This is a genomic window from Polynucleobacter sp. AP-Kolm-20A-A1 (assembly GCF_018688315.1).
GTDB lineage: Bacteria > Pseudomonadota > Gammaproteobacteria > Burkholderiales > Burkholderiaceae > Polynucleobacter.
This window is the reverse complement of sequence record NZ_CP061315.1, coordinates 199,281-218,891: the sequence shown is the minus strand read 5'-3', so window position 1 is coordinate 218,891 and position 19,611 is coordinate 199,281. Positions and strand designations below refer to the sequence as shown.

16 protein-coding genes and 2 pseudogenes are annotated in these 19,611 nt (G+C 47.1%); 8 read left to right on the top strand and 10 right to left on the bottom strand.

What is annotated here, in order from left to right:
- Positions 1-14 precede the first annotated feature (14 nt).
- The gene (gene corA, locus C2745_RS01170; protein WP_215384528.1) at positions 15-980 is read right to left on the bottom strand and encodes a magnesium/cobalt transporter CorA; all 966 of its coding nucleotides are present in this window, start codon (positions 978-980) and stop codon (positions 15-17) included.
- 73 nt (positions 981-1,053) lie between these two features.
- Here corA and pyrF point away from each other — a divergent pair, with 73 nt between their 5' ends.
- Positions 1,054-1,899 (top strand): orotidine-5'-phosphate decarboxylase, encoded by an 846-nt coding sequence (pyrF, locus tag C2745_RS01165; protein WP_215384527.1) that lies wholly within the window; start codon positions 1,054-1,056, stop codon positions 1,897-1,899.
- 20 nt (positions 1,900-1,919) lie between these two features.
- Here pyrF and mtgA read toward each other — a convergent pair whose 3' ends face one another.
- Genes mtgA through mpl form a run of 6 tightly spaced genes read right to left on the bottom strand, consistent with a single transcriptional unit; the run spans position 1,920 to position 8,732 of the window.
- Entirely contained in the window at positions 1,920-2,678 is a 759-nt protein-coding gene (gene mtgA / locus C2745_RS01160; RefSeq protein ID WP_215384526.1) for a monofunctional biosynthetic peptidoglycan transglycosylase, read from the bottom strand.
- Positions 2,679-2,687: 9 nt separating this feature from the next.
- On the bottom strand, positions 2,688-3,593 hold the full coding sequence (gene aroE / locus C2745_RS01155; protein WP_215384525.1) for a shikimate dehydrogenase: 906 nt from the start codon (positions 3,591-3,593) through the stop codon (positions 2,688-2,690).
- 27 nt (positions 3,594-3,620) lie between these two features.
- Positions 3,621-4,508, bottom strand: a complete 888-nt coding sequence (locus C2745_RS01150; protein ID WP_215384524.1) for a cell envelope integrity protein TolA — start codon at positions 4,506-4,508, stop codon at positions 3,621-3,623.
- Complete coding sequence (locus C2745_RS01145) at positions 4,492-6,549, bottom strand: ribonuclease catalytic domain-containing protein (protein WP_215384523.1); 2,058 nt, start codon at positions 6,547-6,549, stop codon at positions 4,492-4,494. The genes C2745_RS01150 and C2745_RS01145 overlap by 17 nt, the downstream gene beginning before the upstream one ends.
- 2 nt (positions 6,550-6,551) lie before the next feature.
- Entirely contained in the window at positions 6,552-7,286 is a 735-nt protein-coding gene (gene fabG, locus C2745_RS01140) for a 3-oxoacyl-ACP reductase FabG (protein WP_215384522.1), read from the bottom strand.
- A gap of 48 nt (positions 7,287-7,334) precedes the next feature.
- A complete protein-coding gene (gene mpl / locus C2745_RS01135; RefSeq protein WP_215384521.1) occupies positions 7,335-8,732 on the bottom strand; it encodes a UDP-N-acetylmuramate:L-alanyl-gamma-D-glutamyl-meso-diaminopimelate ligase in 1,398 nt (465 codons plus the stop codon).
- Positions 8,733-8,758: 26 nt separating this feature from the next.
- Here mpl and C2745_RS01130 point away from each other — a divergent pair, with 26 nt between their 5' ends.
- From C2745_RS01130 to C2745_RS01105, 7 genes and pseudogenes are all read left to right on the top strand, one after another.
- Entirely contained in the window at positions 8,759-9,286 is a 528-nt protein-coding gene (locus C2745_RS01130) for a TlpA disulfide reductase family protein (protein WP_215384520.1), read from the top strand.
- A gap of 259 nt (positions 9,287-9,545) precedes the next feature.
- A complete protein-coding gene (gene aroQ / locus C2745_RS01125; RefSeq protein ID WP_215384519.1) occupies positions 9,546-9,995 on the top strand; it encodes a type II 3-dehydroquinate dehydratase in 450 nt (149 codons plus the stop codon).
- Positions 9,996-10,031: 36 nt separating this feature from the next.
- Entirely contained in the window at positions 10,032-10,499 is a 468-nt protein-coding gene (gene accB, locus C2745_RS01120; protein WP_215384518.1) for an acetyl-CoA carboxylase biotin carboxyl carrier protein, read from the top strand.
- Between the two features lie 47 nt (positions 10,500-10,546).
- Entirely contained in the window at positions 10,547-11,911 is a 1,365-nt protein-coding gene (accC, locus tag C2745_RS01115) for an acetyl-CoA carboxylase biotin carboxylase subunit (protein WP_215384517.1), read from the top strand.
- 16 nt (positions 11,912-11,927) lie between these two features.
- Positions 11,928-12,848 (top strand): annotated as a pseudogene (prmA, locus tag C2745_RS09655) (50S ribosomal protein L11 methyltransferase); the annotation flags it as partial.
- An 81-nt stretch (positions 12,849-12,929) separates the two neighbouring features.
- Positions 12,930-13,448 carry a DUF3426 domain-containing protein gene (locus tag C2745_RS09650; RefSeq protein WP_251368414.1) on the top strand — a complete coding sequence of 173 codons (519 nt, stop codon included), beginning with the start codon at positions 12,930-12,932 and terminating at the stop codon, positions 13,446-13,448.
- 63 nt (positions 13,449-13,511) lie between these two features.
- Entirely contained in the window at positions 13,512-14,471 is a 960-nt protein-coding gene (locus tag C2745_RS01105) for a carbohydrate kinase family protein (protein ID WP_215384515.1), read from the top strand.
- Positions 14,472-14,557: 86 nt separating this feature from the next.
- Here the strand turns inward: C2745_RS01105 and C2745_RS01100 are convergent.
- The 3 genes and pseudogenes from C2745_RS01100 to C2745_RS01090 all read right to left on the bottom strand — a co-directional run bounded on the left by C2745_RS01100 (position 14,558) and on the right by C2745_RS01090 (position 19,540).
- Positions 14,558-14,997: pseudogene (locus C2745_RS01100) on the bottom strand (histone H1-like repetitive region-containing protein).
- Positions 14,998-15,329: 332 nt separating this feature from the next.
- Positions 15,330-16,514, bottom strand: a complete 1,185-nt coding sequence (locus tag C2745_RS01095) for a ribonucleotide-diphosphate reductase subunit beta (RefSeq protein WP_215384514.1) — start codon at positions 16,512-16,514, stop codon at positions 15,330-15,332.
- 44 nt (positions 16,515-16,558) lie between these two features.
- Positions 16,559-19,540: a ribonucleoside-diphosphate reductase subunit alpha gene (locus C2745_RS01090; protein WP_215384513.1), complete on the bottom strand. Its 2,982-nt coding sequence runs from the start codon at positions 19,538-19,540 to the stop codon at positions 16,559-16,561.
- Positions 19,541-19,611: the final 71 nt, after the last annotated feature.

Genomic DNA, 19,611 nt, shown 5'->3' with positions numbered 1-19,611 from the left:
CGCCACCAGCAAAATTACTTCATCCAACCTTTGTGATAGAAATAAAACAAAGGAATAATCGCTGAAACAATCATCGCGCCAATGGCCATTGGGTAGCCCCAAGTCGCATCTAGCTCTGGCATATGTTTGTAGTTCATACCCCAAATACTTGCGAGCAATGTAGGCGGCATTAAGGCAACAGATACCACCGAGAAAATCTTAATAATCTTGGATTGGTTCAAATTAATAAAACCGACGGTAGCATCCATCAAGAAGTTAATCTTGTCGAATAAGAACGCAGTATGGTTTTCTAAAGAGTCGATGTCGCGCAAAATCTGGCGTGCTTCCTCTTGCTGCTCATCAGACAGTAACTTGCTGCGCATCAGGAAAGATAAGGCTCTGCGGGTATCCATCACATTACGACGAATACGTCCGTTGGTATCTTCTTCTTTAGCGATGGTTTCGAGAACTTGCTCTGCATCCGCATCATTAATGTCATCTTGTAGAACACGCTTACCAGCTTGCTCTAGATTTTCGTAGACTTCCTCCAAAGCATCTGCAGAGTACTCGGCGTCAGTTGAATACAAATCAAGCAAAACATCTTTTGCATTACTAACTGAACCAGGGCGCAGACGCGCACGCAAACGCACCAAGCGGAACACTGGCAGATCTTCATCATGAATGGAAAACAAGACTTGCTTGGTGAGAACAAACGCTACCCGCACGTTGCGAGAGGTTTCTTCTTCATCCAACAAGAAATCGGTACGAATGTGGAGGTGGCCATCATCCGCCTCAAAGTAGCGGGCAGATGCTTCTAAGTCGCCCAAGTCATCCAACTCAGGCAAAAGCACCCCAAAAGCCTCTTTAATCCAAATGAGCTCTTCTTCCTCTGGATCAACTACGTCGATCCAGATAGGATTGGCATATTGCAACAATTCATTGCGATCTTCGACTTGCTCTTGAGAGAGGCGGCCATTTTGCAGGACGAACAAGTTGATCATGGTGAACTCCTAAGGAATGTGCGCTAGTTTATCCTATAGAACATGACAGTTTCACTAAAATAAGCCAAATCCAATGAACTCTCGCTCAAATACCTTTAACCAGCAACTCCAGTCTGCATGGGCTTCCCAAGGCAGCATGCTGTGCGTTGGTTTTGACCCCGATCCAAAGCGTTTACCCCCACCCCTCCAAGGGAAACCAGAGGGGATCTATGAGTTCTGCCGCGAAATCGCTGATGCCACCGCGGATTTGGTTTGTGCCTTTAAGCCTCAGTTCGCTTACTTTGCCTCCCAAAGGGCAGAGGCCCAGCTTGAAAAGCTCATCAAACATCTCAAAGATCAGTACCCACATATTCCGGTCATATTGGACTCCAAACGCGGAGATATCGGCAGTACAGCCGACCATTACGCCTTAGAGGCCTTTGAGCGCTATGGCGCCGATGCCGTCACCGTGAATCCCTATATGGGGTTTGACACGATTGAGCCCTACCTAAAGCATGCTGGCAAAGGCGTCATTGTTCTATGCCGTACCTCCAACCCAGGTGGATCTGATTTGCAATTCCTAAACATTGCCCCCAATGGCGAGCCCCTGTATTTACATGTGGCAAAACTAGCGGCCGAGCAATGGAACAGTTCAGGCCAAATTAGTCTGGTGGTGGGTGCAACCTTCCCCGAGGAAATTGCCAAGGTGCGTGCCATTGTTGGTGAGATGCCCTTATTAATTCCAGGTATCGGCGCTCAAGGCGGCGACATTGATGCGACCGTCAAAGCAGGCACCATCGCCGGAAAACCTGGCACAGGCATGATCATTAATTCTTCAAGAGCGATTTTGTACGCAAGCTCAGGAAATGATTTTGCTCAAGCTGCAAGAGCTGTTGCCCAGAGCACACGAGATTCCTTGCGGGCCGCTGCAAGCAAGTAATCCCGGAGAACTTGTTGTCTTTACTTACCTGAGCCGGGCTTGGGATAAGGTGCTAATGCGACTTTATCCATATTCTCCATAATAAATTCTTGGCGGGCAGAATAATTAATGCTCCCACGACGGCAATACTGTGGCTTATCAAAACACTTCGGGGCCGGCAAGGCAGAAGCCAGTGCTACAGCCTGCTCGCGATCCAGGGAACCCGGTGTAGTGGCGTAATAGTGTTGACCGGCAGCACCAATACCAAAAATACCTTCGCCCCACTCTACTGAGTTGAGATAAATTTCATATAGTCGCTGCTTAGACAGAATCAGCTCCAGCAGACCAGTGATGATCAACTCCTGACCCTTGCGCAAATAATTTTGCTCAGAAGATAAAAATAAATTTTTTGCCAGTTGCTGCGTGATGGTTGAACCGCCTCGCAATGCTACTTTGGATTGCCTGCCCGATTGTGTATTTTGCTGTTGATTCTGCTGTTGATTCCGCTGCCAGGCCTTTTGCATGTCCTCAAACCGCACGCCCTTGTGCTGAAAAAAAATATCATCTTCACTGACTAAGACAGCGCGCTTGAGATTATTAGAAATCTTGTCGTAGGGCACCCATTTCGATTGCACTGGACAAGACCAATGCCAACTACATAAACGCCAACGTTCAGCCCTCTGAAACGCTGTACTGCTGGGGTCTAAAGAAATCCACAATGCAATCTGAATTGCAAAATAAGCCTGCATTGCCAGAAAACCACAAAGAAGGCATTTGACTAAATAAGCAAGCCAACGCATAACGGAGCTTTAGCTACGCAGCTTAGCTAAGACAGCGCGTGGGTCAATAGCGGAAGCAAGATCAGATCCGCGCCATAGCAAGAAAGCATCAGCAGCCTGCTCTACCAACATGCCCAAGCCATCACTGACACGAGCACCTCGCTGCAAAGCTTGCTGCATAAATGCCGTTGTTTTGCCATAAACCATGTCATAAGCAAATGAACTTGGTACAAAAATATTAACTACCGCTTTAGCACTGAGAGGCGACTCGTCCGAAAGACCGGCAGCGGTAGCATTAATCACAAGATCAAATGGATACTGAGTGATGGTAGGGCTTTCTAAATCTGCTAATGCGCGAGACTCCAGCGCAACCTCATGCTTAGCCGCAATGTCGGCAAACAACTTTACCAACTCATCAGCTTTTGCATTTGAACGATTGGCAATCACCAAACATTTTGGCGATTGCTCCAAGAGAGGCCCAATGACGCCACGTGCAGCGCCACCAGCACCCAACAAGAGTATGCGAGCGCTATGGAGTTCAATGCCTTGAGCCAATAGATCACGCACTAAGCCAGCGCCATCGGTGTTGTCTCCATAGATCTTGCCATCTTGAATCCATAGAGTATTTACCGCACCCGCTAATCTCGCGCGAGCAGTTAATACATCTGCAAGCGCTTGCGCATCCAGCTTGAATGGCACCGTGACATTCATACCCTTGCCACCCGCATCAAAAAATGTCTTGGCTGCTATCGCAAAAGAATTGATTTCAGGCTGCAAACGTCCATAGTGCATCCGCTGCCCCGCCTGCTCCGCAAACCGCTGATGAATTACAGGAGACTTACTGTGAGAGATTGGGTTGCCAGCGACCGCATAGACATCCAAACCAGAAAATAGTCTTGGGTCAGTATGTAAGTCGGCGGAATGAGGTGCTGTCATGATGACTAGAGAATAAGCGAATTTGGCTTATCGACGCAATTCAAGACGGTCAATTCCGTCCCGAGTGAATTCAAAAGTGGAAACCCAATCCAAGACATCAATTTGATTGCGCATCTCCGACGGAAATGGTCCAAAAGGAGCTGAGGCACGAACAATGGCTAGTGCCTGGCGATCTAACTCGGGGTTGCCTGAGCTTCGACCAATCGAAAGACCGTCTTTACCCTGAGCATTACTGGTGATTCGGCCTTGAGCATCGACACTAACCACAATCACAAGACTGCCATATAAAGGTCGACCGTTTGCCCGTGGAAAGAAGGCGCTGCCATAGGCCTCAATCTTTTGACGCATGGCATCGTAATAGTGTGCAAAGCTGACAGCCTTTGTATTGGCTCCCGTCAATATTTTTCGACGTGGCTCTCTACCATCGACTTGTAGGCGTTTAGCCAATTCTGCTTCGAGAGAATTGAGCTGCTGAACCATTTTTTGCTCATCACCACTCTTGCGGCCGCCGGAGCGAGCGCGTTGCTCATCTAGCTTGGCTAACATTTGCTTCTGCTGCTTTTCCAATACCTCTAAGCGGGCTTCTGCACCAAGGCGAGCGCGATGTAGCGCACTAGCATCTTGGCTTTCTGTCTTACCGCCGCCTTGCAAATCTGCTTGCGCTAATTTATTGGCTTTTTGTGGCGGCGTTTTATTGCTAGCGTTGACTAACACCACGCTTAAAGGTGTATTGAGTCTACGATTTTGAATTTCCCCAATGCCCCAACGAAAGGAGAGGAAAACAATATGCAGGAGAAGTGAAACGCAAAGTGCAAACCAAAAAGGGTGACGATGCCATGCAGCCCGCAAATAGGCTGCTGCACGCCGCAAGCCCTGTGGATATGGCAGATCCAAGGATTTAAGCGGCGCCAGCATCTTTTTCAGGATTGTTAGGAACCTCATCTACTACTTCTGTATTTTCTTTTGCTTCTTGCACCTCTTGTGCCGCTGGATCGTCTTGCTTGGTCTCGATTTCGAGAACTCGCACTGCAGCACTTAATTGCAATAAATCTACGTCCGCAATCACTACTTCTGCACGCGTCATGCGCGGATGATTTGCTAGCTCAGGAACTGGCAAATGCAGCGGAACCAATTCAACTCTAGACATACCCTCTTTTAAGTGGCGCACTTGAACGGTTTTGGATTCACCATCTTGCGCTACCCAACGCAAGCACCAGAACTTTTCTAACCTATCTTGGTATTCACCATAAGCCTGATAGCAAGACTCAAAATCCGCCGCAATTCCCATGAGGGTTGCATCGCGCGGCGGGAATGGAGCCACCATTTTGGCCGTCACACCATGCTTCGCCAATGCAATCAGCTGCCATTGATTTACTAAATCAGAATATCGACGCAAAGGAGATGTGCACCAAGCGTAATAATCTAACCCCAAACCTTCATGTGGTCCTGGGGTAGTTTGCATACGGGTGCGCAATGGGCCCCAGCCCTTCTGAGTTCTAAATAAACCTGGTAAACCATGGTCAGCTAAGAGTTGTCCCGAAGCGCTATTACAGAAAATCATCCACTCCGCAACAATCGTGTCCAAAATAGATCCGCGTTGACGAGGAATAATCTCTACGCGCTGTATGCCATCAACATCTTTTATTTGAAAGTGAAAATCTCTCGCCAATGCATTGGGGTCAATCAGACCCAACTGCTCAGCGCGCAGCCCATTAGCCACCCGCTTTTCTTGTCGACCTGCGTGCAGGTGTTTAGCTGCCTTCCATAGGATCGATAGCTCTTGACGATAAGGATAGCTAGCACCTACGTCAACCAAACTGTCTTCGCTCACCAGATGCTCGAGATCTTCTAAACGCAAATTTGCTGCCATCGGCACCAGCTCAGCACGCATTTGCAGAGTACTTCTATCCACCAACCCATCGCCATCAATATCAACATAGATGGATAAGGCAGGGCGAGGTACGCCCGCATCCAATGAAAACTGTTCAATCACCGAATCAGGCAACATCGTAATTTTGTCGCCCGGGAAATACACGGTAGACATGCGGCTACGAGCAAGCTGATCCAAGGGGTCGTCTTTTGCAATCGCCAAACCAGGAGCAGCAATATGGACGCCGATGCGATGCCCACCTTCTGCTAATTCGGTAACTGATAAAGCATCATCAATCTCGGTTGTTCCAGAGTCGTCAATAGAAAAAGCTTGTACTTGCGCCAGCGGGAGTTCAGCCACTGCTGCATCGTAGGCTGCCCGATCAATCGCAATACCCTGACTATGTTGAGCGCCATTCGGAAAGTGCGCTTTTAAAAACATGCCTTGGTGGTAGGCCAAAGGCGAATCAATTGCGCCGCAACGAATCATTAATTGAGCAGGAGATTCCCCACTCTCCGTACATGCCGCCATTAGGGCTTTATAGGCAGAGGTATTTTTGTCCGGTGAGAAAAGCAGCTGTTTTGCAGAAGACCTCAGCGCCTCGGGAAAAGTTCCCGCGATTAATTCTTGTTGCCAAACAGACTGTTGCTCTAATTCTTTTTGTTTACGCTCTAGCGCAGCCAAGCCAGCTTGAAGTTGCTCAAGTGGTGCACGCTGAAAGCGACCGCGCCCCTTGCGGCGAAAAAATACAGGCGCCCCTTGAAGCGCAATCGCCAGGGAGGCTTGTTGCGGAATAGTGGGTTGGGCACCAAAGTATTCCAAACAAACATCCACCAAACCAAACTCTTCATCCGGCGCGCAATCCCAAAGCAATTGCAAATCAATATCTTTTGACAAGGCAGTTGCCTCGTCCATAACTCCTTGCGCATCAGGCTTTTCAAAGCGCAACCAAACCTCTTTAGCTTTAAGCTTGATCTTCTTTCCCGAAAGACTCGTCGCCTGCCAAGATTCAGCATCACCAGCCCCAGTAGCCGACTGAACCGTGGCGATCTTAATGTCGCCACCCTCTTCATATAAAAGGTTCATGCTTAGAGAGAAATCCCGCCGCTAGCCTCTAAAGCAACACCATTGACGTAACTTGCTTCATCGCTTGCCAGGAACAAATACACATTTGCCATCTCTTCTGGTGTGCCTAGGCGCCCCAGCCAGCTGCGCCTTTCAATATCTTTTAAAACGTTTTCCGGCATGGCTTTCACCATCTCGGTAGCAATAAAGCCTGGGCATACCGCATTCACACGAATACCTTTTGGACCTAGCTCACGCGCCCATGTTTTTGTAAAACCAATGACGCCGAATTTAGTGGCTGAATAGTTGGTTTGGCCAAAGTTTCCATAGAGACCTACAACACTTGAGGCATTCACAATGGCGCCAACGCCAGCTTCGAGCATATGCGGCACGATCAATTGCGTGCAATTAAATACGCCTTTTAAATTGACATCAATCACCGTGTCAAATTGCGCTTCAGTCATCTTGATTAAACGCGCGTCTTGAGTAATTCCAGCGTTATTAATCAAAATATCAATTCGTCCATGCTGTTGCATTACTCGATCTACCGCCGCCTGAATACTAGCCCGATCAGTTACATTCATTACACATGCTTCAGAATGAGGAATCTGGGCTGCAGCTGCGTTAACGGCCTCAAGATTCATATCGGCAATGATTACTTTCGCACCCTCTTGTGCAAAGCGCTGAGCAGTTGCAAAACCAATGCCTTTTGCAGCGCCCGTAATGATTGCCACTTTGTCTTTTAATCTATCGCCCATGATTTACTTTCAGTATTTGTTATTTATTGTTATTTCAAGGAATCAGCTTTAGACCGCAAGCGCTTTCAATATCTTTTGGTGCACCCCACCAAAACCACCATTACTCATTACCAAAATATGATCGCCAGGGCGCGCCTCTTGAGCAACAGCTTTGGCCAACGCCTCAAGATCATCAAAGGCGTGAGCCTTACCCTGCTCTTTTGTGTTTAGCGGGGATAGCACCTCTGCCAGATCCCAACCCAAAGACTCTTTACCAGTATTGGCACCGTAGGCAAAAACCTTATCCGCCTGCTCAAGACTACCTGGTAACTGCGCTTTCATAACACCTAGTTTCATTGTGTTTGAACGAGGCTCTAACACCGCTAAGATACGAGCCTTGCCTACGCGGCGACGTAAACCATCTACAGTCGTTGTAATTGCAGTGGGGTGATGCGCAAAGTCGTCATAAACAGTTACTTCGTTAGCAACGCCAATCGTTTCAAGTCGCCGCTTCACATTTTTAAACTCCGCCAAAGCACGCGCAGAATCTGCAGGAGAAATTCCGATGTGATTTGCCGATGCTATAGCAGCCAGCGCATTGAGTTGATTGTGCCTACCCATAACACCTGAATCAAAAGCCCAATTTACGGTTGCAACTTCTTTGCCGGACTTACGAACAATAAAACCATCACCCTCTTGAGAAATCAACGACCATTCATTTGTTAGCTCTTGGCCGAAGCGCTCTACGGGAGCCCAGGCGCCACGTGTAATCACGCGCTCTAGCGCTGGCTCTTCGCCATTAACCACTAGTAGGCCATCGCCCGGAACAGTGCGCACTAAATGATGAAACTGCGTCTCGATCGCAGCAAGATCAGCAAATATATCGGCATGATCAAACTCTAGATTATTTAATAAAGCGGTACGCGGTCTGTAGTGAACAAACTTACTGCGCTTGTCAAAAAATGCTGTGTCGTATTCATCAGCCTCAATAACAAAATATTTACTCTCGCCCAAGCGAGCCGAGACCGTGAAATTCAGCGGTACGCCACCGATTAAATATCCTGGCTTATAGCCATTGAATTCTAAAATCCAAGTGAGCATGGCAGACGTAGTTGTTTTGCCATGCGTGCCCGCAACAGCGAGAACATGTCTGCCATATAAAACTTGTTCACCCAACCACTGTGGCCCAGAGATATAAGGCAAGCCTTGATTGAGAATGGCCTCCATGAGTGGGTTGCCGCGAGAAACCACATTGCCAATAACAAATAAATCCGGCATTGAGGCAAACTGCAATAATTGATCCGGCGAAAATCCCTCAATCAACTCGATACCTTGAGCTTCAAGCTGCGTGCTCATTGGTGGATAGACGTTAGCATCACAACCAGTTACCCGATGTCCGGCTTGCCGAGCGATTGCGGCAATGCCGCCCATGAAAGTACCGCAAATGCCCAAGATATGTATATGCATTAGCGAATTTTAGCGAAGGAGTGAGAATGAACCGAAGACAATGGATCATCACCTGTGGAGTAGGCCTCTTGGCACTCCTTGGTGGCGCCCTCACCTCCCAATGGATTTCCAAAACAGGTCTTGCTAGCGACTCCTCTGTAAAAGCCTTTTTTGCCAACCCATGGCAATCGCCGGATGGAAAAGTAGTCAATACCAGCGAATGGCAAGGAAAAGTCCTGGTAGTGAACTTTTGGGCCTCTTGGTGCCCTCCCTGCGTTGAGGAAATGCCAGCATTAGATCAACTACAGCAAGAAAATTTACAGCAAAATGTCTTATTTGTAGGCATCGGTATCGATTCACCATCTAATATTCGTGAATTCCTGAAAAATACCCCAGTTTCCTATCCCATCGTTATCGGCGGACTAGAGGGCAGCAATCTATCTAAACAGATGGGCAATACCCAAGGGGCACTTCCTTATACCGTCATCATCAACCCTAGAGGCAAGGCTGTATATACAAAATTAGGGAAGATAAACGAAGATGAGCTCAGAAAAGCTATAAAATCAGCTTTATAAGAATTTTTAAAGAATTTTACGAGCAAATGTTTTTTTAACTATTGCTTATTTATTAAGCAATAGATTGAATAATTTTCATTATTTGTCTTTAAAAGCTGCAAATTTTCGAGTTTCTGGGCAAAAATTTCATCGCCTGCGCCCTTCATAAAGGTATACTTCCCCCATAGCAAGCGAAGCACCAAAGATGCACTAAGCCGTACCGGTGGCTAAAAGCCTAATTAAGCAATTAACACCTAACTGCCTCTAAAAATAGGGATCTATGTCGAAAAAAGCTTCAATTCTCGTAATTCAGGGCCCAAACCTCAATCTACTGGGAACTCGTGAACCTGAGGTTTACGGAAAAACTACCCTCGAAGATATTCATAGAAAGCTAGCGGACCTAGCAAAAGCCCAATCTGTAGATTTGGACACCTATCAAAGTAATCATGAAGGCGAGTTAATTGACCGCATTCAAAAAGCCAAACAGGATGGAGTGGATTTCATCATCATCAATCCTGGAGCATTCACCCACACCAGCGTTGCCTTGCGTGACGTTTTGGCTGGGGTTGCCATTCCCTTTACTGAAGTGCATTTATCCAATATTCACCAACGCGAAGAGTTCCGCAAGCACTCCTATCTGTCAGATATCGCTACTGGCGTGATTTGCGGCTTAGGCGCGATTGGCTATGAATTGGCACTTCAAGCAGCGATTACTCGTTTACAAAAATAAAACTATTTAAAGAATCACAAGAGAGGAAGCACTCACATGGATCTGAGAAAACTAAAAACCTTGATCGACCTAGTTTCTGAATCAGGCATCTCTGAATTAGAGGTAAATGAAGGTGAAGATCGCGTACGTATTGTTAACGCAGGATCTCCAGCACCAGTCGGCCAAATGGTTTATGCCAATCCAGCACCAACTCAAGCAATGCAAGCTGCTCCTGCAGCCGCGCCTGCACCCGCGGCTGCTCCAGCGCCAGAAGCGCCTGCTGCAGAAACTGGTTTTGTTGCACGCTCCCCAATGGTGGGTACTTTCTACCGCGCACCAAATCCAGAGTCACCTAATTTTGTGAACGTTGGTGACACCGTGAAGGTAGGTCAAACACTTTGCATCATTGAGGCCATGAAGTTACTTAATGAAATCGAATCTGAACAAGCTGGCGTAATTAAAGAAATTTTGTGTGAAAACGGTCAGGGTGTTGAATTTGACCAACCACTTTTCATCATTGCTTAATTCTTTAAAGCTCCCTAATAATCCTTTTTACCTAACTCAGAGCCGACATGTTCGATAAGATTCTGATTGCCAATCGGGGAGAAATTGCTCTCCGCATCCAACGCGCATGCCGCGAGTTGGGAATTAAAACTGTGGTGGTCTATTCCACCGCAGACAAAGAAGCTAAGTATGTGAAGCTTGCCGATGAAGCTGTTTGTATCGGTCCAGCACCTTCTCCACTGAGCTATCTCAATATGCCCGCTATTATTTCTGCAGCCGAAGTAACGGATGCAGAAGCGATTCACCCCGGTTATGGCTTTCTTTCAGAGAATGCTGACTTTGCTGAACGCGTTGAGAAGTCTGGCTTTGCGTTTATTGGCCCTACAGCGGCTTCTATCCGCTTAATGGGCGACAAAGTTTCTGCAAAACGCGCCATGATTAAAGCAGGTGTGCCCTGCGTGCCTGGATCCGAAGGTGCTTTGCCAGATAATCCAAAAGAAATTATTGCAACCGCTAAAAAAGTGGGCTACCCAGTCATCATCAAAGCTGCTGGCGGTGGTGGCGGTCGCGGTATGCGTGTTGTTCATACCGAAGCACACCTCATTAACGCTGTGAATATGACTCGCGAAGAAGCGGGGCGCGCCTTTGGTAATCCAGAAGTCTATATGGAGAAGTTTCTAGAGAAACCTCGTCACGTAGAGATTCAAATTTTGGCTGACACTCATGGCAATGCCATTTGGCTGGGCGAGCGCGATTGCTCAATGCAACGTCGCCACCAAAAAGTGATTGAAGAAGCTCCGGCTCCAGGCATTGATCGTCGCTTGATCGCCAAAATTGGCGAGCGTTGCGCTGAAGCGTGCCGCAAGATAGGTTATCGCGGCGCTGGAACCTTTGAATTCCTCTATGAAAACGGTGAATTCTTCTTCATTGAGATGAATACTCGCGTTCAGGTTGAGCATCCAGTAACCGAAATGATCACCGGCGTTGATATTGTTCAAGAACAAATTCGTATTGCTGCTGGCCTAAAACTCAGTTACCGCCAAAAAGATATTGTTTTCCGTGGTCATGCGATCGAATGCCGTCTTAACGCTGAAGATCCTTTCAAGTTCACTCCTAGTCCTGGCCGCATTGGTTCATTCCACATGCCAGGAGGCCCTGGAATTCGCGTTGATTCGCACGCCTATAGTGGTTACGTAGTTCCCTCGAACTATGACTCCATGATTGGCAAACTGATTTCTTATGGCAATACTCGCGAACAAGCGATTCGTCGTATGCAAATTGCCCTCTCCGAGATGGTGATTGACGGCATCACAACAAACGTGCCACTCCACCGCGAATTAATGCTCGACCCGAATTTTATGGAAGGCGGCACCAGTATTCACTACCTGGAGCATCGCTTAGAAGAGCAAGCTGCAAGTCGCGGAAAGTCTTAATTCATGCGCGTAATCCATGTCCTACCGTGAACTCGTTTTCACGGTATCTGCCGAAATTGCAGAGCCTTTGGGTGATGCACTTTTGGAGCTGGGCGCCCTCTCAGTCACTGTAGAGGATGATGCAGCCGGCGGATACGATGAGAATCCGCTGTATGGAGAGCCGGGGTTATCACCGGAAGTGCAGGCATGGGACAGATCTGCCGTTACAGCGCTCTTTAATCCTGATATTGATGCTTCTGGCAGCGCAGAATTTATTCCAGAATTGCTTTCTTCACTCAAAGATGCAGGCTTTTATCTAAGCGCCCCGCAAGAAAAGACAGTTGAAGAGCAAGATTGGGTGCGGCTAACACAAAGTCAATTTGCGCCAATTCAAATCGGTAAACGCATTTGGGTGGTGCCTTCTTGGCACGATGCACCCACTGACCCCGATGCAATTTGTCTCGCCGTTGATCCAGGACTTGCATTTGGTACAGGCAGCCATCCCACCACACACTTGTGCCTCCTTTGGCTAGAAGAACATAGCAACTTAAAAAACCAGAGCCTTTTAGATTACGGCTGCGGTTCAGGCATCTTAGCTATTGCTGCCGCTAAATTGGGTTGTAATTCGGTTGTTGGCACAGATATCGACCCGCAAGCGATGGTTGCCGCCCGCAGCAACGCAGAAATCAACAACACCACAATTACATTCGTACTTCCAAATGAAGGTGCGCCTGAACTCGCTGCAGAAACCAAATATGACATCGTGATGGCCAACATTTTGGCCAATCCATTGCAGGTTCTAGCCCCAGCATTGGTAAATAAGATGCGTCCAGGCGGTCAAATTGTTTTATCTGGCGTCCTTGCTCGTCAAGCAGAAGAAGTGATCGCTACCTACAGTCAATGGCTCAAGCTGTCGGTCTGGAAAGAAAGTGAAGGCTGGGTTTGCCTGCACGGCACTCTAGATTCAGGCAAAAAAACCACCTCCGCTGTACCTGCTCAAAAAAAAAGTCTTAAGCTAGCCCTTCTCGCTGGTTTATTTTTGCTCTTACTGCTTTTTGGAGAGCACCTATCCAGAAATTCTTTACTCCCAGCTTTAGCTCCACGCATTGATGGCACATCAAATTCTATTTCTGTCGGTGCATTTTCTCTTTTACAGCGAGTTGATGAAAAACTTTGTCGCGCACTGGGATGTCTAAATCGCCCTGTGAGCGATTTTGCTGCGTGGAAAATAACTTCAGCCACACTATCGCCTGAAAACGCGCGAGAGGGCCTTAAAAACCTTGCAAATCAATCTATCTTGCAAGTTGAAATACAAAATCGTCTTGCAATTGCAGTTTTATTGCCAAATTTGGAAGTTTCTTTAACGGATGCAGAAGAATCTGAAATTAAAACAGTGCAATTTTCTCCAAAAGAATGGTTGCCGACTGCTTGGCAAGATGCACATCCAGATTATTTGCGAGTAGGCGCGCCCTCCGGGGATCTTATTCAAACCGATTTGCCGATTTCTTTGCCGCAAAATGCTGCAGGCTATCGAGTGCGCGCGTTTTACCCTCAATAACCTCATCCAATTTATCGCTTTAATCCATTAATGATTCAATTTTTACCTTACAGAAAGTAATTTATGGCCAGCTTGATCTGCGGCTCTATCGCCTACGACACCATCATGAACTTTGAAGGCAAATTTGCCGATCAAATCCTGCCCGAGCAGATTCATATCCTGAATGTGGCCTTTTTGGTACCCACCATGCGCCGCGAATTCGGCGGTTGTGCGGGCAATATTGCCTACAACCTCAAACTTTTAGGTGGCGACCCAATCATCATGGCAACCGTTGGCGGTGATGCAGCCCCGTATATGGATCGTCTGAAGCAACTTCAAATCGATGCGAGCCATATACGCCAAATTGATAAAGCATTTACAGCTCAAGCCATGATCACCACGGATCAAGCGAATAATCAAATTACCGCCTTTCATCCAGGCGCGATGGGTGAATCTCACCTAAACCAGGTTTCGGAAGTGGTAGCCGAGCGCAGCAAAAATGCCAAAGGTGCGGCTAAATTTGGAATTGTTGCCCCGGATGGCCGCCAAGGGATGTGGGAGCACTGCCATCAGCTGGCAGATGCAAATATTCCATTTATCTTCGATCCAGGCCAAGGGTTACCAATGTTCAATGGCCCAGAACTTCTAGAGTTGATTGATATTGCAAGCTACTTAGCGGTAAATGACTATGAGGGTGAGATGCTTTCGCAGCGCACTGGATTAAGTCTTGCAAAAGTAGCTGAGCGCGTAAAGGCACTCATTGTCACCAAAGGTGCTGAAGGAGCTGATATCTACGTAGACGGCAAATGTATTGCGATTCCACCGGTCCCAGCTGCAAAAGTAGTTGATCCAACTGGTTGTGGTGATGCATTTCGCGGTGGATTGCTGTTTGGACTTGAAAACGGTATGGATTGGGAGGCTACCGGTCGTCTCGCCAGTCTCATGGGCTCTATCAAGATTACCCATCAAGGACCACAAAATCACCAATTAAGCAAAGATCAGATCGCTGAGCAGTTTAAAACCGCATTTGGCTTTAGCTTTTAAGTCCTGGGCTCAAACTCGAGCCATTCAAATTTAGGAAATAAAAAAAGGGGTCTCGTGAGAGACCCCTTCTAGTAACACCCGTCTGATTAAGGACGTGTGCCAGTTGGGAAGGGCCAAGCAGCGGCAGGATTCAACGCACTAGTCGCTGGTGCAGCTTTCTTAGCCGCGGGCTTTTTTACAGCAGAGCCCGCTTTCTTCGCAGCAGGCTTACTTACTTTTTTTTTGCTACGCGTTTTTTAGCTACTTTTTTTGCAGCTTTTTTAGCAGCAGGCTTCTTAGCAGCAGCTTTTTTCTTCGCAGCAGGCTTCTTCTTAGCTACTTTTTTAGCAGCTGGCTTTTTAGCAGCAGCTTTTTTAGCAGCAGGACGCTTTTTAGCTACTTTTTTAGCAGCAGGCTTCTTAGCAGCTACTTTTTTCTTAGCAGCAGGCTTCTTTTTAGCTACTTTTTTAGCAGCAGGCTTCTTAGCAGCTACTTTTTTCTTAGCAGCTGGTTTCTTTGCAGCAGGTTTTTTCTTGGCAGTTGCCATAGTAATGCTCCTTCACGTGAGGATTAGTACAAACTACATTAAGAAGACCCGACCACTCATTTCCGCCTGGTTTTGCAACCAATTGGATCTGACGAGCGAGCCATTCATCGGCGCGCGGCTTGATACTAAGTGCTGCACGCTAATGAATCTTGGAAAAAAAGCCGTGGCCCCGAAGGACAACGGCTTCTTAAATGTGCTGGAAAAAATAGAGAGAATAGCCCAGGCACCCTTGAGCAAGGGTTTTCGGATTTGAGTCTTGTTTTGCTGACTTCTTAAACTATCCAACCGTCTAATCTCCTATTTAGCCAGTTGTACGCTGTATTACTGCTTTACTACTCCCAACTCAGCGCACCACCGGTTTGATACTCAATAACGCGTGTCTCAAAAAAGTTTCGTTCTTTTTTCAGATCAATCATTTCTGACATCCATGGAAATGGATTCTCTTCATTTGGGAACATCGCGTCAAGTCCTATTTGCAAACATCTGCGATTACAAATGTATCTTAGGTACCCTTTGAACATCGGAGCGTTCAATCCGAGCACTCCTCGAGGCATCGTATCTTCGGCATAACGGTACTCTAATTCGACCGCTTTTTCGAAGATAGATTTGATCTCGTCTTTGAACGCGGAAGTCCATAACTGCGGGTTCTCCAGCTTGATTTGGTTAATTAAATCGATGCCGAAATTGCAGTGCATAGACTCGTCGCGAAGGATGTATTGATACTGCTCAGCAGCACCCGTCATTTTGTTTTGACGACCCATTGCAAGTATTTGCGTAAAACCAACATAAAAGAACAAACCTTCCATTACGCAAGCAAAAACAATCAGCGAACGGAGCAATGTTTGGTCAGCTTCTAATGTGCCAGTCTTGAAATTTGGGTTGGTCAGTACATCAATATAAGGAATCAAGAACTCATCTTTAGCGCGAATTGAGTCAATCTCATGGTACGCATTGAAGATTTCGGACTGATCTAAACCTAAAGATTCCACAATATATTGGTAGGCATGGGTATGAATTGCCTCTTCAAAAGCCTGACGCAATAGGTATTGGCGGCATTCTGGAGCGGTAATGTGGCGATAAGTACCCAAAACAATATTGTTTGCAGCCAAAGAATCAGCCGTAGTAAAGAAACCAAGGTTGCGCTTAATAATGCGACGCTCGTCTTCTGTCAGGCCATTTGGATCTTTCCAAAGCGCGATATCGCGGTTCATATTGATCTCTTGCGGCATCCAGTGGTTTGCACAACCAGCCAAATACTTCTCCCAAGCCCACTTATATTTAAATGGAACCAACTGATTAACGTCGGTCTTGGCATTAATTACGCGCTTATCAGCAGCATTTACACGCAAAGATGCGCCGCCAGATAAATTGGCAGCCGCTACTGGTGTAGGTGCTGCGGTTTGTGGCGCGATTGCCACTTGATCTGGCTGTGGACGTTGTGGCTCCACTGCAACCGGCTGCGGTGCAAGACCAGCTTTCGCTAGTGCTGGAGCAACTTCCTCTTCCCAATTCAACATAACTCTCTCCTAATTATTCTATTTATGGCCAATAAGCGAATGGCTTATTGGCATGCTTCACATTCTTCGAAACCAGCGTCGCCTGGGCGCATTGTGCAAACTGGGCCATCCGCTTCAACTCCACCGGCTGCACCTGCAGCAGCTGCGTCGGTACCATTGACGCCACCACCACTAGACACTGAGTTCAACTGACCGCTAGCAACGGTTGATTTCTCAACGTGGGTTGCAGCCATTGTGCGGAGGTAATACGTTGTCTTCAGACCACGCAACCACGCCAACTTGTAGGTGTCATCCAATTTCTTGCCGGAAGCGCCACCCATGTAGATGTTCAATGACTGAGCTTGGTCAATCCACTTCTGACGACGGGAAGCAGCCTCAACCAACCAGCTTGGCTCCACTTCAAACGCAGTCGCGTACAAATCACGCAAGTCTTGAGGAATGCGATCAATCTTGGATAAGGTGCCGTCAAAGTACTTTAAATCGGCAATCATTACTTCATCCCACAAGCCGCGATCTTTCAAATCACGCACCAAATACTCATTTACTACAGTGAATTCACCAGAAAGGTTGGATTTCACGAACAAGTTCTGGAATGTTGGCTCGATACAAGCGGACACGCCAATAATGTTAGAAATCGTTGCTGTTGGTGCAATAGCTACGCAATTGGAGTTACGCATACCGTGTTGCTTAATGCGAGCACGCAATCCAGTCCAATCCATTGTGGATGAGCTATCTACTTCCAAATAACCGCCACGCTCAGCTGCCAAGAGGGCTACTGAATCCTGTGGGAGGATGCCGCGATCCCATAAAGAACCTTTATAGGTGCTGTAAACGCCACGCTCTTCAGCTAGTTCGTTCGACGCTTGATAAGCGTAGTAGCAAACTGCTTCCATTGAGGAGTCAGCAAACTTCACAGCCTCATCACTAGCGTAAGGAATACGTTGCATATGCAAGCAATCCTGGAAGCCCATGATGCCCATACCGACTGGACGGTGCTTCAAGTTTGAATTACGCGCTTTAGCAACAGCGTAGTAGTTGATGTCGATAACGTTATCCAACATACGCATTGCTGTACGAACAGTTCTTTGGAGCTTCTCGTGATCCAAAATCATCTTGCCATTGGCATCTGTAGTCATGTGAGCAGTTAAGTTCACAGAACCCAAGTTACAAACTGCAATTTCGTCCTCATTCGTATTGAGAGTGATCTCAGTACATAAGTTGGATGAGTGAACTACGCCAATATGCTGTTGTGGGCTACGGATGTTGCAAGGATCTTTGAAAGTAATCCATGGGTGACCAGTTTCGAACAACATACCGAGCATCTTGCGCCACAGTTGCTGCGCTGGAATTCTGCGGAATGGCTTCAACTCACCACGATCAGCCTTTTGCTCGTAGGCAACGTATGCCTCTTCAAAAGCCTTGCCAAACTTGTCATGTAAATCAGGGGTATTGGATGGTGAGAACAATGTCCATTCACCATTTTCCATTACACGTTTCATGAACAAGTCAGGAATCCAGTTAGAAGTGTTCATGTCATGAGTACGACGACGATCGTCGCCAGTGTTCTTGCGCAATTCCAAGAACTCTTCAATATCTAAGTGCCATGTTTCCAAGTAGGCACAAACCGCACCCTTACGCTTACCGCCTTGGTTAACAGCAACTGCTGTGTCGTTCACTACTTTCAAGAAAGGAACAACACCTTGAGATTTTCCGTTAGTGCCTTTGATATGACTTCCCAATGCACGAACGTTAGTCCAGTCGTTACCTAAGCCACCTGCAAACTTAGACAACAACGCGTTTTCTTTCAACGCTTCATAGATGCCATCAAGGTCATCTTCAACTGTCGTCAAGTAGCAGCTTGAGAGCTGTGGACGTGTAGTTGCTGAGTTAAACAATGTTGGGGTGCTAGACATGAAATCAAATGTAGAGAGGATTTCATAGAACTCGATTGCACGACGCTCACGATCCAACTCATTCAAAGACAAGCCCATTGCAACACGCATGAAGAAAGCCTGTGGCATTTCAATACGACGGTCTTCAATGTGCAAGAAATAGCGGTCATACAAAGTTTGTAGACCGAGGTAATTGAACTGCAAGTCACGGCTAGCATTCAAAGCTGCAGCTAGGCGCGGCAAGTCAAATTCACGCATACGTGGATCCAACAACTCCGCAGAAATACCTTCGTTGATGTACTTCGCAAAGTAAGTGCTGTACTCAGCTTGCATGTCACCTTGCAATACTTCTTTGCCCAAGATTTCTTTACGAATCACGTGCATCAAGATACGTGCTGTCACTTGGCTATAAGCAGGATCTTTTTCAATCAAAGTGCGGGAAGCCAAAATAGCGGAGTCATACACTTGCGCCATTGGTACGCCATCGTACAAATTCTTGATAGTCTCGGTGATGATCGGTGTTGCATCAATATGGGTGCCCAAACCTTCGCATGCCGCCTCAATCACAGTGCGCAAAGCAGCCATATCAAGCCACTTCTCAACGCCGTTATCAGTTACTTTGATGCCGGATTCACCAGCCTGGCTTGCAGCTTGAGTATCTTGAGAAACTTCTTGCTGTGCTGCACGCTCTTGATTGCGCTTTTCACGATAAAGAACATAAGCACGAGCAACGTTATGCTCACCACTACGCATCAAGGCCAACTCAACCTGGTCTTGAATATCTTCAATGTGGAAAGTTCCGCCATTTGGACGACTGCGCAACAAAGCGCGCACAACGGAATGAGTCAATTGCTCAACCTGCTCACGAACACGAGCAGAAGCTGCGCCTTGACCACCATTAACAGCCAAAAATGCTTTTGTTACAGCAATCGCGATTTTGGATGGCTCAAAAGCCACAACGGAACCATTACGGCGAATAATTTTGTAATCAGACAATTGGGTTGCCTGGGTGCCACCAACACCACCAGCTACAAAGCCGGCGGAAGGGGCTTGATTTATTGCCCCTGTAGGACTCACTCCTGGATTAATCGCACCAGAAGGTTGGCCTGCTGTCTGTGGGTTTGCGTATGTCATGTTGCTCCTGCGTCTATATATAGTTATTTGGACAAAATATCGTTAAAAAACAATGGGGTATTGCGGAAATC